General features: G+C 61.9%; 13 protein-coding genes. 3 read left to right on the top strand and 10 right to left on the bottom strand.

The genetic code is table 11. From position 1 onward, the window contains the following. Positions 1-652 precede the first annotated feature (652 nt). The 6 genes from rfbB to ACZ1I2_RS19795 form a co-directional block, all read right to left on the bottom strand. Complete coding sequence (rfbB, locus tag ACZ1I2_RS19820; protein WP_465176111.1) at positions 653-1,705, bottom strand: dTDP-glucose 4,6-dehydratase; 1,053 nt, start codon at positions 1,703-1,705, stop codon at positions 653-655. Then, a complete protein-coding gene (gene rfbD / locus ACZ1I2_RS19815; RefSeq protein WP_465172469.1) occupies positions 1,698-2,555 on the bottom strand; it encodes a dTDP-4-dehydrorhamnose reductase in 858 nt (285 codons plus the stop codon). Before rfbD ends, rfbB begins: the two co-directional genes overlap by 8 nt. Then, positions 2,552-3,097 (bottom strand): dTDP-4-dehydrorhamnose 3,5-epimerase, encoded by a 546-nt coding sequence (rfbC, locus tag ACZ1I2_RS19810; protein ID WP_465172470.1) that lies wholly within the window; start codon positions 3,095-3,097, stop codon positions 2,552-2,554. The genes rfbD and rfbC overlap by 4 nt, the downstream gene beginning before the upstream one ends. Continuing rightward, positions 3,094-3,996: a glucose-1-phosphate thymidylyltransferase RfbA gene (gene rfbA, locus ACZ1I2_RS19805; protein ID WP_465172471.1), complete on the bottom strand. Its 903-nt coding sequence runs from the start codon at positions 3,994-3,996 to the stop codon at positions 3,094-3,096. Before rfbA ends, rfbC begins: the two co-directional genes overlap by 4 nt. A 187-nt stretch (positions 3,997-4,183) precedes the next feature. Continuing rightward, positions 4,184-4,654, bottom strand: a complete 471-nt coding sequence (locus tag ACZ1I2_RS19800) for a hypothetical protein (protein ID WP_465176112.1) — start codon at positions 4,652-4,654, stop codon at positions 4,184-4,186. A 52-nt stretch (positions 4,655-4,706) separates the two neighbouring features. Then, positions 4,707-5,609, bottom strand: coding sequence for a glycosyltransferase family 2 protein (locus ACZ1I2_RS19795; protein ID WP_465176113.1), 903 nt, complete (start codon positions 5,607-5,609; stop codon positions 4,707-4,709). A gap of 112 nt (positions 5,610-5,721) precedes the next feature. Here ACZ1I2_RS19795 and ACZ1I2_RS19790 point away from each other — a divergent pair, with 112 nt between their 5' ends. Next, positions 5,722-7,176: an oligosaccharide flippase family protein gene (locus ACZ1I2_RS19790; RefSeq protein WP_465172474.1), complete on the top strand. Its 1,455-nt coding sequence runs from the start codon at positions 5,722-5,724 to the stop codon at positions 7,174-7,176. 304 nt (positions 7,177-7,480) lie between these two features. Next, positions 7,481-8,611 carry an acyltransferase family protein gene (locus tag ACZ1I2_RS19785; RefSeq protein ID WP_465172475.1) on the top strand — a complete coding sequence of 377 codons (1,131 nt, stop codon included), beginning with the start codon at positions 7,481-7,483 and terminating at the stop codon, positions 8,609-8,611. 9 nt (positions 8,612-8,620) lie between these two features. On the opposite strand, the gene ACZ1I2_RS19780 is transcribed toward ACZ1I2_RS19785, so the two are convergent. The 4 genes from ACZ1I2_RS19780 to ACZ1I2_RS19765 all read right to left on the bottom strand — a co-directional run bounded on the left by ACZ1I2_RS19780 (position 8,621) and on the right by ACZ1I2_RS19765 (position 12,514). Beyond that, positions 8,621-9,319 (bottom strand): class I SAM-dependent methyltransferase, encoded by a 699-nt coding sequence (locus ACZ1I2_RS19780; protein ID WP_465181503.1) that lies wholly within the window; start codon positions 9,317-9,319, stop codon positions 8,621-8,623. 137 nt (positions 9,320-9,456) lie between these two features. Then, positions 9,457-10,269, bottom strand: coding sequence for an O-methyltransferase (locus tag ACZ1I2_RS19775; RefSeq protein WP_465172477.1), 813 nt, complete (start codon positions 10,267-10,269; stop codon positions 9,457-9,459). 122 nt (positions 10,270-10,391) lie between these two features. Next, complete coding sequence (locus ACZ1I2_RS19770; protein WP_465172478.1) at positions 10,392-11,702, bottom strand: lipopolysaccharide biosynthesis protein; 1,311 nt, start codon at positions 11,700-11,702, stop codon at positions 10,392-10,394. Positions 11,703-11,716: 14 nt separating this feature from the next. Continuing rightward, positions 11,717-12,514 carry a glycosyltransferase gene (locus tag ACZ1I2_RS19765; protein ID WP_465181502.1) on the bottom strand — a complete coding sequence of 266 codons (798 nt, stop codon included), beginning with the start codon at positions 12,512-12,514 and terminating at the stop codon, positions 11,717-11,719. Positions 12,515-12,790: 276 nt separating this feature from the next. Between ACZ1I2_RS19765 and ACZ1I2_RS19760 the strand changes: the two genes are divergently transcribed. After that, positions 12,791-14,104, top strand: a complete 1,314-nt coding sequence (locus ACZ1I2_RS19760) for an acyltransferase family protein (RefSeq protein WP_465172480.1) — start codon at positions 12,791-12,793, stop codon at positions 14,102-14,104. Positions 14,105-14,150: the final 46 nt, after the last annotated feature.

The following is a 14,150-nucleotide window of genomic DNA, read 5'->3' as shown; positions in this document are numbered from 1 at the left end:
CAACATGTCATCGAGCGCATTACCGTGTGGCCGGCAATTCGCAGCAGGGGGCGCAAGTGGAGGAGGATATTCTGTCAGAACGCTGACAGATCAGATTGGCGGCCGAACGAGCTCGTCTCAAATTGATAGGGCATGTTCAGCAAGATCACGCTTGCACAACTACCTCACAGTAGCGGTGCCTGGGCATTTAAGCCGCGTTGTCTCAACTCAGCGCCTAGTGATCACTCCAACGGGTCCACCCTGTAGCGAGCGCGATCGCGTTTCTCATTTCTGGCGTTTTTCCGAGGCCAGCTATTACGGCGAACAAGCAGAGCTACTATTATTGCGCCTGCGAACAGAACTATGATGAGCCCGTAGGCTGTTATCAAGCGAGTTTCGACGACACTTCTCCCGGACGCGCGAATTCGCTGAAATCCGATACCATGGATTGCGCGAACCGACCATCGACAATCGCCGTTCGGGTTGCGGCCTGCTGGTTTTGACACGCCGGCCGGCACCGAATCTTGAGCGCCAAATCAGACGACGCATCGACCTGCGAACTTTCCTGTCGCTGCGCGGGGCGTCCTTGTGGCCTGCTACCCGACAGCGGTCGACACCCACACAAACATGCCCCGCCGGCCCCGACTAGTCGGCTACCCCGGCGGGGTATCGATCAACGCTTGAGCAGGGGGCGCCACCAGCTTTCGTTGGCGAGATACCAGGCCAGTGTTTCGGCAAATCCGCCCGGGAAGTCCCGGCTCGGCGTATACCCCAGATCGGCGCGCGCCTTGGCTTCGTCGATCGCATAGCGCCGGTCATGGCCCTTGCGGTCAGTGACAAAGGTCTTGAGGGTTGCGGTCGACGTACCACTGGCCGCCGGCGCGTCGGGAAAGCGCTCGGCAAGTTTGGGGGCGGCCGCAAAGGCTGCATCAACCGTCCGGCAAATCTCCTCGATCACCGTGAGGTTGGGCAATTCCTGCCCGCCGCCGATATTATAGGTCTCACCCGCCACGCCGCGCAGGATGGCAGCCTCGATGCCGCGGCAATGGTCTTCGACGTGCAGCCAGTCGCGCACGTTCATGCCGTCGCCGTAAATCGGGAGGCTGCGCCCTTCGAGTGCATTGAGGAGAAACAGCGGGATCAGCTTCTCGGGATACTGGTAAGGCCCGTAATTGTTGGAGCAATTGCTGGTCGTGACATCGAGTCCGAAAGTGTGATGATAGGCACGTACCAGATGGTCCGATCCAGCCTTCGACGCAGAATAGGGCGAGTTGGGCGCGTATGGCGTCGTTTCGCTGAACGCAGGGTCGTTAGGCCCGAGCGAACCATAGACCTCGTCGGTCGAAACATGGTGAAAGCGGTGCGGCTTTCCGCCGCCGGAAAGCCATTTGGTGCGTGCCGCTTTGAGCAGGCTGTGCGTTCCAAGAATATTGGTGTCGATAAAGGCGTCTGGGCCCTCGATCGAGCGGTCGACATGGCTCTCGGCGGCGAAATGGACGATCGTATCGATGTCGTGCTCGGCGAGCAGCTTCTCGACCAGTGCCGTGTCACGGATGTCGCCAACAACCAATTCGGCATTGGGCACGTCTTCGATCGTTGACCGATTGCCGGCATAGGTCAGTACGTCGAGCACTGTGATCCCGTCGTCCGGATGGCGCTCGCGCCAATAATGGACGAAATTGCCGCCGATGAAACCGGCGCCGCCGGTAATGAGCAGGTTAGCCAAGCGCCGCTTCCTCCTTGAGCATGATTCTGAGGTTAGTCCGCCAATGGACATACGCCTCGCCCAATGCCGCGCGCGTCGCCGAACTATCGAGCAACGAGAAGGTCGGGCGCCTGGCAGGGGTCGGGTAGGCAGAAGAGGGGATCGGCTCGATTGGCACGGCCTTGGCAATTAGCCCCAGCGCCGCAGCTTCCTCGCCGATCGCGACTGCGAAATCGTACCAGCTCGCCACGCCCGCATCGCTGTGATGGAACAAGCCGGTTTCGCCCTTCAGGGCCAAGCCCCACAGGGTATTGGCGAGGCCGGTGGCCCAAGTCGGCGCGCCGATCTGGTCGACCACGACGCGGAGGGACTCGCGTTCCCTCATCAGGCGGATCATCGTCCGCACGAAATTGGCGCCGCCGGCGGCATAGACCCAGGCGGTGCGCACGATCAGCGCGTCCGGTCCGGCCGCATCCTCGCCGGCCGCCTTGGTTCGTCCATAGGCAGACAGCGGATTGCGCGGTGCGTCGGGCGCGTATGCGGTGGCCGATTCGCCGTCAAAGACGAAGTCGGTTGAGACATGGATGAACTTTGCGCCTGCGCCACGCGCCGCGGCGGCCAGAAGGGCAACCGCATCGGCATTTACTGCCTGCGCTGTCGCTTCTTCGCCCTCGGCCTTGTCGACCGCGGTATAGGCGGCGGCGTTGAACAGGAAATCGGGTCTCTCAGTCTCCACCCAGGCCTGCACTGCTGCGGGGTCCGTGATGTCGAGCGTGTCGACGTCCGACGCGACACACTCCCAGCCCTTGGGGGCGGTCGCCTGTAACGCCCGCCCAAGCTGGCCATTGGCTCCGGTGATCAGCGCCTTCATACGAATGCCTCGATCTCGCTGAGCGGCTTGGCCAGCTTGTCCTTGCCCGACAGCTGTGGCTCCAGCCCTTCGAGTGGCCATTCGATGCCGACCTCCGGATCGTTCCACAGCAGCGAATGCTCGTTCGCTGGTTCGTAGAAGCCTACGCATTTATAGAGGAAGTCGGTCCCGTCCTCGAGTGCGACGAAGCCGTGCGCGAACCCGGGGGGAACCCAGAACATTCGCTTGTTCGCTGCCGACAGCTCGACGCCGACCCATTTGCCGAAGCAGGGTGAGGAGCGGCGGAGGTCGACAGCCACGTCCCAGGCGCGACCGGCGGTCACACGTACCAGCTTGCCCTGTGGATCGGGGTTCTGGAAATGAAGCCCGCGCAGCACGCCCGCCGCCGAACGGCTGTGATTGTCCTGCACGAAGTCGAGATCAAGCCCGAGTTCTGCAAACGTTTTGCGATTCCAGCTTTCCAAGAAAAAGCCACGATCGTCACCGAACACACGCGGCTCGATGATCTTGAGGTCCGGGATGGCGGTCTCGACGACGTTCATCCGATCGCTCCTTTGCCCGCGAGCAATCCCATGAGATATTCACCATAACCCGATTTGCGCAACGGCGCTGCGATCCGCTCGAGCTGTTCGTCGTCAATGAAGCCGTTACGCCAGGCGATCTCTTCGGGGCAGCAGATCTTCAGGCCCTGCCGCTCCTCCGTAATTCGGACATACAGGGCTGCGTCGGTCAGCGATCCGTGAGTGCCCGTATCGAGCCAGGCGTAGCCGCGGCCCATAATCTCGACCGCCAGTTCCCCGGCCTCGAGATAGAGTCGGTTGAGATCGGTGATCTCCAGTTCGCCGCGTGGGGAAGGGGCCAGGTCACGGGCCAGCCTCACTGCCTTGTCATCGTAGAAATAGAGGCCCGTTACCGCATAATTGGACTTCGGTTCGGCCGGCTTTTCCTCGATCGTCTCAGCGCGACCGTCGGCATCGAACGAAACGACACCATATGCCTTGGGATCGTTGACATAATAGCCGAACACGGTGGCGCCGCTCGGGCGGCTCGCGGCGCGCGCCAGCAGATCCACCAGGCCATGGCCATAGAAGATATTGTCACCCAGCACGAGCGTGGACGGATTGTCGCCGACGAAATCGGCGCCGATGTGATAGGCCTGCGCCAGCCCCCCCGGATCGGGCTGGACCGCGTACCGAAGATCGATGCCGAGATCAGTACCGTCGCCGAGTAGCGCTTTGAACGCAGCTTGATCGTGCGGTGTCGTGATGATCAGCACGTCGCGGATGCCGGAGAGAAGCAAGGTCGACAGCGGATAATAGATCATCGGCTTGTCGTAGACCGGCATCAACTGCTTCGAGACGCCTTTGGTCAACGGATAGAGACGCGTGCCTGAGCCGCCCGCCAGAATGATGCCGCGCCGGTTCTTCCCACTGTCACTCATTCCGCCACTGCTCCCTGCTCAGTCGATGATATCCGTTGCCGCCGATCCGACGAAAACGGTAACGGCTCATGTCGGCGACGCATTTTACTCTTGCGAAACGGGTGCCCCTTTTCGACCGAGTCCAGTGATGGGAGTTGGAAATTCCGTCAAGCCTATTTGTGTGCGCTGCAGCATATCTTTGGCTCCCTCACTTGGGCCCGCCTTTCCTCGCTTCGTAAAACGCCGCACCGCAAAGTCCCGCAAGCAGCACTCCCTCGATTGCCCAATTAAGATGCAGTCCCGCTACCGAGGCGTAAAGGATAGAGTCGGTCATGTGCAACGAGAGCAGGCGCACACCATATAGCGCCAGTAGCGCGACGGTCATGCCGAGCGCGGCTTTTCGACTCAACCGCTCCCGCCACCAAACCAGCCACAGCGCGAAAGCACTTCCCGCAATCAGGATGGCGGACACCATCAGTGCCTGCGGCAGCCGACGCTCATCATACACGTCGTTCGCCCTTGCCACGACCCGTGCCTCATTCGGTACGACCTGCTCGAGATTCAGGAAGCGATAGAGCGCGAGCAGCGCAAGAATGGCGACGATGGTCAGCCAGAAGCCACGTCCCGACTTGCCTGATGCCACAGGTAGCAGCGCGACGATTGCACATAAGATCAGCACGCCGACCCCCAGCCATCCGATGAACGACAGCCCGTTAATTGTCTCTCTCCGCCTAGCGCGTCGCGACTGACGCGGACGGGACGGCAACGCGGCTGGTCTCGTCACGGTGCCAGATATGATCGCGTTGTCGTGCCTGGTTCCCGAGCCGGGTGCCGCGCCCAAGAATCTTGATGCCAAAATAGGACAGGAGACCCAGTGGGTCAGACCAGTTTCGTCGCATCGCCACCATAAGGTCCCCGGGACGAAACAGGGCATCGTTGCGGTTGACGATGTCGTCCCGCAGGCGTGCGAGCTGCGCGTCGCCGCTGCGCCACCTGGCCTCGCAGCGCAGGAGGTCGGCGCGCGTACGGGGAGCTTGGATGAGGGGGCCGATTTCGCGGCCAAGCGTAATCCGCGCCTGGCGATGCGACGGAAAACGAGCGCGGACGTAATTGTCGTCAGCCATGATGTCGGGCAGCGTTCCCAACGCGGCGCGACCTTCCGTCGAAACGCCCCAGACCCCTGATCCGCCGACGCCTCTCGTAAGATATGGGTGGCGCTCGTAGACCCGGAAGTAGCGCCGGACCACCGGCGCGCTGGCATCGCACAGGAAATATGGCGACGGCGATACCGCGTCCGCATCGCCTTTCATCAAGGCTTCGGCCATGCGATCGAATCCGCTCAAACGCATATGGATGTCGGCGTCCATGACAAAGACGGGGCCGGGCTGAACATGCTCCAGTCCATAATTGATCGCCTTGACCTTGCCTGCGGTGGCGAGTTCGACCACCTTGATCGGCCCGCTTACTTCGCGCGCGCAATCCGCTGTCGTGTCAGTGCATCCGTTGCACACGACTATGATACGCGCGTCGCTCGCTCCGGCCCCGATATCCGCGTCGGCAAGGAGGAATCGCAATGTACCGGCTATCAGCGCAGCTTCGTTGCGTGCGGGAATGATGATGCTGTAAAGTGCCATTTGCCCGATTGCCCGAGTGCCCGCGCCGGCCAGTTAACAGCTTTCACCTGGCCGTGAAAGAGCCCGGCCGTCGCGCCTTGCCAATGCCTGGCATAACGCACAAAGGGCCGCGATGAGCCTCGGTCGCCACGCTGCCTATAACCTTGCGGGTTTTCTGGTGCCGATGGTGCTCGCCGTAGCGACCGTGCCGCTCTACCTGACCGCGATCGGGCCAGCGCGATATGGCGTCCTCGCGCTTGTATGGACGCTGCTCGGATATTTCGGCTTGTTCGATCTGGGGCTGGCGCGCGCGGTGATGCATCGGATCGCATCGGAGCGCGAAGCGCTGGCCGCGCGGACTGCGCTTGCGACCGCACTCCGCGCCAGCATGGTGCTTGGATTGGCAGGCGCTCTCGCCCTGGCGCTCGTCGGGCATCTGGTGTTCGGTCGTGCGATTGCGCTCGATTCCGGCTTGCGCGCGGAGATCGCCGCCGCGATGCCGGCGATCGCCGCGATCCTGCCGCTCGCCGTCGTATCGGGCGTGCTCAACGGCGCGCTGATGGGGCGCCAGCGCTTCGCACAGGCGAACGGCATCGTCGTCCTCGTCACGTCCCTGTTCCAACTGATGCCATTATTCGTCGCCTGGATTGCCGGCCCCGCGCTGGTGGGCCTGGTCACGGGCGCATTCGCGGCGCGGCTGGTAGGGGTCGTGCTCGCATGGGGCGCGACCGCGCGTGCCTTTGGCGGGTCGCCGGCCGAGCCTTTCGACCGGGCGCAGTTGCGTCCGCTGCTCGGCTTTGGGGGCTGGGTGACGCTGACCGGAACAGTCGGGCCGTTGCTGGTCCTTTCCGACCGCTTCGTCGTCGGCGCGCTGATGGGTGCCGTGCCAGTGACGATCTATACCGTGCCGTCCGATCTCGCCAATCGCCTGGGTGGCATCTCCGCGGCGCTGGGGAACGCGCTGTTTCCGCGCCTTGCGGCCGCGACCGGAGAGGAAGCGCGCCGGCTGACTGGAGCGTCGGTCGGCGCGCTCTACGCGATCCTGACGCCCCCCGTCGCGGCTGCCCTGTTCCTGATGCACCCAGCGCTGGTGTTGTGGCTCGGCCCGGAGATCGGATCGCAATCTGCGCCGATTGGTCGCTTCCTGCTCGTCGCGACCTGGCTCAACGCCTTTGCGCAGATGCCCTTTGCGCGACTGCAGGCCGGGGGACGCCCCGACCTGGTCGGCAAGACGCATTTGATCGAGTTGCCCTTCTATTTTGCGAGCTTGTGGTTCGCGATCACCCATGCCGGGCTGATGGGTGCGGCGCTCGTCTTCCTGGCGCGGGTGGCGATTGATACGTCTATCATGTTCCGCTTGACCGACCGCAAGCTCCCGCATGCGGGCTTCCTGGGCGCGACCCTGTTGCTGCTCGTCGGTGCTTCGGCGGTGCTTGCGCGCGAGGATGCGGCGCTGGGTTGGGGTTGGTCGATCGCCGCGGGACTGTGTGCCGGGATCGCAGCGCTCGTGCCGGCGTGGGGAATCGCGCCGCCACCGTTGCGGGCCGTTCTAACCGACTGGTTTGTGCGCCGCCGCATCGCGTCCTGAGCTTCATCGGGCCCGCGTAAATAGCTTGTTTGAAGCGCAAATTGGGTTCAGCGCTCCAACCGCAGGGTGGATCTCCCATGCTGCGATACGATGACTCGCCCTCGACTCCCGAGCGAATCGCTATTTGGCGGTCGCGCGTGGCGATGCCGCACACGGAATCGCGGAACTCATGCCCCGGGATGGACTGCGCCGCCCGTAATTAAGGGCCGTGTAGGTAGAATGCTTGTGCGCCGCAGCATGTACCTTGACCCCCGTCCCGCCTACGTCCAGTTAGGCCGGGTATGGGGGATTGCAGGAGGTTCGGTTGCGCGTCCAGACTGACGTGGATGGGGAAGGGCGATCGCTGACCTTGGCGGACCTGTGCGGCGGTCGCGACAACAACCTCAATTTAATCCGTGTGATCGCCGCCAGTTCCGTTATCGTCTCTCACAGCTTCCTTATTACGCGCGGCACCGGGCCCGAACCATTGCAGACCTTGACCGGCCACACGCTCGGATGGCTCGCGGTCGCAATATTCTTCATAATCTCGGGTTTCTTAATCGCGCGGAGCTACGATCGACGCCTCAGCGGGTGGCATTGGTTGCTTGCTCGTATTCTGCGCCTGGCGCCGGGCCTATTCGTGATGTCGTTGTTGACGGTGTTTGTCCTTGGCCCATTTGTCACGACGCTACCTGTCGTCACCTATTTTTCCAAAGCCGAGACTTGGACTTATTTGCCAAAAGATATGGTCCTCGCTTTTATACAGGTCGGGCTGCCCGAGGTTTTTCCGAATAATCCGGTTCCACATGTGATTAATGGCAGTCTTTGGACGCTCTTTAATGAGGTCGCATGCTATGGCCTCGTTTTTCTGACCGGTTGGATGGGATTGTTACGGAAGAAGTTTGCATTCGGTATCGGCGTAGCGTTATTTATCGCTCTTTATGCGCTGTCTTCCGGGCTGGATCTGAAGTTCGGGCCGAGATTCGATCCTCTTATCAGACTTGCTCTCCCGTTTGTTCTCGGCATGGCTGCGTATGTATGGCGCGATCGGCTTTTGCTTGACTGGCGGCTAGTTGGGCCGGTGTGGATTGTCGCCGTGATTGCTTGGTTTACGCCGGTGTTCACGCCTTTCTACATTCTGGCGGTCGGCTATACGACCCTGGTCTTCGCCTACCGGCCCAAAGGCGCACTGCTTCGCTACAACCGCCTCGGTGATTATTCCTACGGGGTCTATATCTACGCCTTTCCCTTGCAGCAGCTGATGGTTTATCTAGTCCCGGGGCAGAGCTGGGCGACAAACATCGCGCTGGCGTTCCCGCCGACGCTGCTTTGCGCGATCCTGTCATGGCATTTGGTTGAGAAGCGTTCGTTGGCGCTGGCCAAACCGGCTGCTGAACGATGGATGGCCTTTTGGCGGCGCGAGGGTGCCGGAGTGATCCCGGATCCCGCGCGGTAGCGCCAGCGCTCAGCCATCGCTGCGGACCCGCACGACATATTGCAGGGCGATAAAGCCGTCGAGCAGGCCCAGTGTCAGTTTCCGTGCGGCCTTGTCGCGCGCGCGCAGGCGTGGGATCGTGGCTACACGATCGAGTGTCAGTCCGCTTGAGGTCATCAACTCGATCGCCGTCCGGCGCACAAAGAACCGCAAATGGGTGCGGTCCAGTATCTCGGCATCGATATAGTCCCAGCGGCCGCGCAGCAGCAGGGGCAGCAGCACGCTGTAGTGACGCACGTTGGGGATCGACGCGACGATCACCCCGCCCGGCTTCAGCATAGTGGTCAGTCGCGCCACCACGGCCCACGGATCGACGAAATGCTCGAGGATGTCGAGGCAAAGGATCGTGTCAAAAGGACCTTGCTCGGCGCCGACCTTAGCGAGCAAGGTGGGTTCCTCGATATTGCCCTGATAGGCGAAGTCCATCGCCTGCGGATTCGCAGGCGGCACCATGTCGATGACACCGATCCGCGCGACCCGGCCCTCAGCCTTCAGCGTGGCCGCCGTCGCGCCATCGCCGCCGCCGACATCAAGGACGGTGCCGCCGAGCGGTATATGGTCGAACACGTCGCGGCGAACGTGCGAATGATAAGGTGGTGCTTCAAAGGTCATCTGCGATCCTGTGGATAGGTAGCGAAGGACGGACCGGCACCACGCAACCGGTACCACAGCACCGGCGATTATGCTTCCCGTCGGCGCGTTTCCCGCAATGACTCTGAAAATGGTAGGTAAGGGGTTCGCGGCGAGCGGGGATGTGGCCTGCCGGTAATACAACGCGCTCGCTCACGTCGCGTCGATCGACCAGGTCAGGGTGCCTCGATAACGCCGATGCCGAAATTGCCCTGTTCGGGATGATCGACAATTTCCTTGGCGGCCGTGCCATGCTTAGCCTTCAGTTCTTTCCACAGTGGCGCGACGTTTATCTCGGCATCGAATCGATTGACCAGCACGTCATGTAGCACGACCAGCCCTCCGGCGGCCGCCAGCGGGCTATATAGATCATAATCGGCCTTGGCGCCTTCGTAGCTATGATCGGCGTCGATCATAATAACGTCGAAGCCTTCATCGCCGATGATTGCCTTCACCTTGTCCCTGGTCCCTGCGAGGTGCGAGTTCGCGCGCATCAGCGTGAGGGTTTGGGCGGGCTTGGCGAATTTATGGTAGATTTCGCCCTTCCAGTCGGGATAGCCGCCGCCATTGATGCCGAAGGGCAGGTCGACGCTGACGATCAGCGCGTCGTCCGCCGCCGCCCGGGTGAGCAGGAACAGGGTGCCGCCCTTGGCGGTGCCAATCTCCAGCACACGCTTGGGTTTCCTAGTCTGAACCATCCGCAGCAGCTCGGTGATCTCATGGGTGTTCTGCATCGGGCGCAAGAAACCGTCGCCGGCGTTGAATGCGAAATCGACCAGCGCCTCGGGCGTCTCGGCGTGCAGGTGTAACAACGCATCGCGCATTTTGCCGCGCCGCGTGTAGTCGATCACGTCCTTCATATATTGCCGGCCGTTCATCATCGCATTGATGATCCGAGTGCCACGGCCCATTGCGCGCTGCCGTCGAAGCCAGACTATCAGAAAATCCATGATGTTCTCTCGTTCGCGCTGGTCAATCCATCGATGCATCGCATCGGGCTAGAAACGAGCCAGAAATCGGCGACCCGCTCAAGTCGGATCTGCAGCATCTGCGCGCAGACATAAGTCCAGTGCTGGTATCGCGCCCTTTGCCGATGATGAATAACGACCTTTCATTGAGCAGAGCGGGGCATCGATCGAAGAATGAGTCTAACCGAGACGAAGCCCCCGCCATTGCGCACGATCGACGCCAGCAGGGCCGCAGTGGCCGCGCCGATCATTCCGTATCTCGGGACGGCCCATAGCGCCGTCGCCACGGCCAGCGTCGTCGCGGCACTTTCGATTGCCAGCATCAGTTTTTCGCGGTGCATCATCATCAGCGCGGTCCCCACCGGGCCGAAGCCCACACTGAGCAACTGCGCCAGCGCCAACACCCTGAGTGCGCGCCCGCCCTGGACGAACTCCGGCCCGAACAGGCTGAGGATCGGCTCTGCCCATAGAAGGATCAGGATGAACAGCGGAGCGCAGATCAGCAGGCCGGTCCCAGAGGCAGTGCGGATGACACGGATAATGCCGGCCCGGTCCCGCGCTCCTGTCGCCGCCGCGAGATGCGGGCCCATCATCACCGTGAAAGCGGTGTTCACGATCAGGAACAGCATGCAGACTTGGAACGCTACGCGATAGACACCGGCCCCATCCGTGCCGAGATGGCGCGTCACGACCAGCAGGCCGATCCAATCGGAAGCCTGTATCGCTAGATAGACCCAGGCCAGGATCGCCCCCGCCCGGATCGAGATGTCGGGAGTGCCGCCCCGCGGCCAGGGTGCCACCTCACGGCGGGCGACGAGAAGTCCCAGCGCGGCGGCAACCAGCAGTCCGCACAGATACGCAACCGGCACCAGCAACGGCAGTTTCGCCGCGCCGACGGCCCAGGCCACGACCAGGATGAACATGGCCACCGTCGTATAGCCGACCCCGTCCAACGACTGGGAGAACAGGAGTTTTCCGCGGCTGCGAAGAAGCGCCGCGGCTACACGAATCAGTGCAAAGAGGACGATGCCTGGCGCAAGCACCCGCAGGAAGGTTGCGACCTCGGGACTGCCGAGCAGATTTGTCGAGAAATACGGTGCGCCCGCGAAGACGAGCAGAGCCGCGCCCCCGGTCGTGACAAGGGTGATCAGAAGCGCGCGGACAAAGGAAGCGAGCGCGTCAGCCAGTCTATTCGTGCCGAGCGCGCGCGCCACGGTCCGGAGCATGATATTGTCCAGTGCGAGGCCCGTGAAGACCGACGTCATGGTGACCGTAAGCAATGCAATCTGGAAACGGCCGATGGTGTCAGCGCCGAAACCCCGCGCGACCAGCCAAGTGAAGACGAAACTCGAGCCCGCCCCTGCGGCCTTCATCCCGAGGCCGAGGAACAGCTCCAGGTGAAGGCTACCGGCAAGCCGCTGCCGCAGCCTGGAGACAAGAGTGCCCGTCGACACCGCGCTCTTTTGTGTCACCCAACGTGCCGGTCGGCTGGAATAAGGCGACGAATCAGCCTGAACGCGTCGTCTCGCCCTTTTCGGATGCGGGCTTCGACCTGATTGTCCCAGAAGAGACGCGCCGAAGAAGCGTCACCCACCCCGGCAAGCAAGCCGTCGGCGAATTGCCCTCCCTCCGGACGCTGGACTCGATATCCTCGGATCTTGTTTGATACGTTGCCATCGTGGACCAACTGGAGCCAGCCTGGGCCACTCTCGGCCTGCACGATCATGACTCGATCAGGCAGGTCCATGTGCCGGATCGTCTTGGTCGTCGCCAACGAATCGTCGTCCGCCTCGACCAGGTTGGTGAAGGCATTGTATAGATGGCGATGAGCGTAAAGATTGCTTCCGGCCAGCACATAGCCGTCGGGCACATTGACCGCGAAGGTGTTGCCATTCCAGTTCGCTGCGCCCGTCTCCCGCACGCTGCGCATATAGTTGTTGGCGAGGCCATCGTCGTTGTCGAGATTCGAGGTGATGACGATCCGGTCGGCCTGAGCGGGGCCGATCGCCGCGCGAACGTTACGGGCCCAACCTTCGGCCTCGAACAACTCCGTGAACACGGGCGTGAAAGGGAAGGATTTCTGACCCGCCTCGATCCGCTCTCGTGCCCAGTCGGGCGTGTGGACGTCGAAGAAGATGAGCCACTGGAAATCGCGGCTGTCCTGAGCCGCGATGCTGGGCAGGCAATAGCGCTCAAAAAGGTCGAACCGGCCAGCCAGCCAGCCTGCGCTCTGGCGGTGCGCGGTCTCCCGGCCCGGAGTCGCCAAATTGAACCTCGTCAACAGAATGTGAGCTACGTTCACCTATTCCATTCCCCCTGATTCCGTGCCGGCTATAAACCGGCCCGCGGCGCATGATAAGCCTCTTTCGCAGTGCAGCATCGACTGTTGGCAGGTCGCCGCCGCGGTCACCTCAGGCGGAACACACCGCGTGCCCTCGTCATGGACTGTAACTGGGAGGGCCGGCTACCGCGGGCACTAACCCAGCTCGTCCTCATCCATGTTGCGCTAACGATCGCGCACTTCACCATATCGGCGTCGGCATTGCTGAAACGGCTTGACGCCTCGGCGGAAAGCTTCGATTTGTGCAGTGCAACCAGAGGTTTTTGGCTGCTCAGCGCCCACCTGCCAGATCGCGGCGGAGAATGTCGACTGAATCGGCGGTATGTCTTGGGGTGGTTAGGGGGACAGGTTTTGGACAGGCGGGCTGTCGTAGAGCTGAACTCGCTGCGTGGAATCGCGGCGCTAATTGTCGTCTTATACCATGCGACGCTGGCGTTTCCGGTGCCCGCCGCGTTTCATCTGGCGGTCGCGCCCGTGTTCAATGCCCATGGTGCGGTGATATTGTTCTTCGTGCTCAGCGGGTACGTGTTGACTCTTTCGTGGCAGAGGCTGGGTACGGGCGTGATTTCCGCCGGTCGTTTCGTCATCCGTCGGCTGGCGCGAATCTATCCGGCCATATGGGTGGCGACCATCGTAGGCGTGCCCGCGCTCTACCTGGGCCACTGGATCGCGCGCGATCCTGACTTCACGGCCTGGATGATGAAATATATCGTACCGCCGACTCCTAAGCAGATATTGCTTGGCTTGGCGGCCGCCGACAACACCGTCCTGATGCCGCTCTGGACGATCTACGTCGAACTCGTTGGGTCATTTCTAATCCCGCTGATGGCTTGGCTTGCAATCAGAGGCCGAACAACGGCAGTGGCCATGATCATCGCCCTTGCCGTTATCGCCTGTGTGGCCATGCATTGGCCGAAGCCGGCACTTCCTGCGCGTTATCTAGTCTATTTTGCGATCGGTGTGACTCTTGCGCTGTTCCCGTCGCGCCGGATGGCGAATGCGGCGCCACTCGCATTGGTGGCTGGCATCTTGCTCATCACGGTGGGTCCGGTGCTCTACCTGCTGCTGAAGACGGGCCAACTCCAACCTGCGACCTTTTTCTATCAGGACTATTTCGTGGGATTTGTCGAGGCTAGCGGCGCCGCGCTGCTCATTAGTGCACTGACGAGCGATGCGCTCGATGCGCGCTGGCTTCGGTCCATGGCGCTGCAGAGGCTTGGGGAACGATCCTACAGCCTATATCTGGTTCATGCCCCGATACTGGTGCTGATAGCCAGCGCGCTACCACGCATGTCGCCGATCGCCGCGATGATTGTCCTGGCGGTCGCGACGGCGGTAGTCGCCATCATCATTTCCGGCCTGATCTTCCGCTATGCCGAGTTGCCCGGCATGGCTCTGGGCAAAAAGATTACCGCATCTCCGGACCGGATATTCACCTTGTCACGCCTGCGTCACCCGTCCGAAGAATCGCAGGTATCTTCCCTCGCTGGTGCGCGGGGTGACCGTGGGAACTGAAACGAGAAGTCCGCTGCCGACAGTGCAGCTTTTGCGCGCGTTCGCA

Source organism: Sphingomonas sp. BL-S-29 (assembly GCF_055521495.1).
The sequence above is the reverse complement of the archived record's forward strand: the minus strand, read 5'-3'. Positions and strand labels throughout refer to the sequence as shown.

Bases quoted from the DNA above. Each gene is read 5' to 3' on its own strand.
- rfbD (WP_465172469.1), bottom strand. From the start codon at position 2,555: ATGAAGGCGCTGATCACCGGAGCCAATGGCCAGCTTGGGCGGGCGTTA.
- rfbC (WP_465172470.1), bottom strand. From the start codon at position 3,097: ATGAACGTCGTCGAGACCGCCATCCCGGACCTCAAGATCATCGAGCCG.
- rfbA (WP_465172471.1), bottom strand. From the start codon at position 3,996: ATGAGTGACAGTGGGAAGAACCGGCGCGGCATCATTCTGGCGGGCGGC.
- ACZ1I2_RS19795 (WP_465176113.1), bottom strand. From the start codon at position 5,609: ATGGCACTTTACAGCATCATCATTCCCGCACGCAACGAAGCTGCGCTG.
- ACZ1I2_RS19790 (WP_465172474.1), top strand. From the start codon at position 5,722: ATGAGCCTCGGTCGCCACGCTGCCTATAACCTTGCGGGTTTTCTGGTG.
- ACZ1I2_RS19775 (WP_465172477.1), bottom strand. From the start codon at position 10,269: ATGCATCGATGGATTGACCAGCGCGAACGAGAGAACATCATGGATTTT.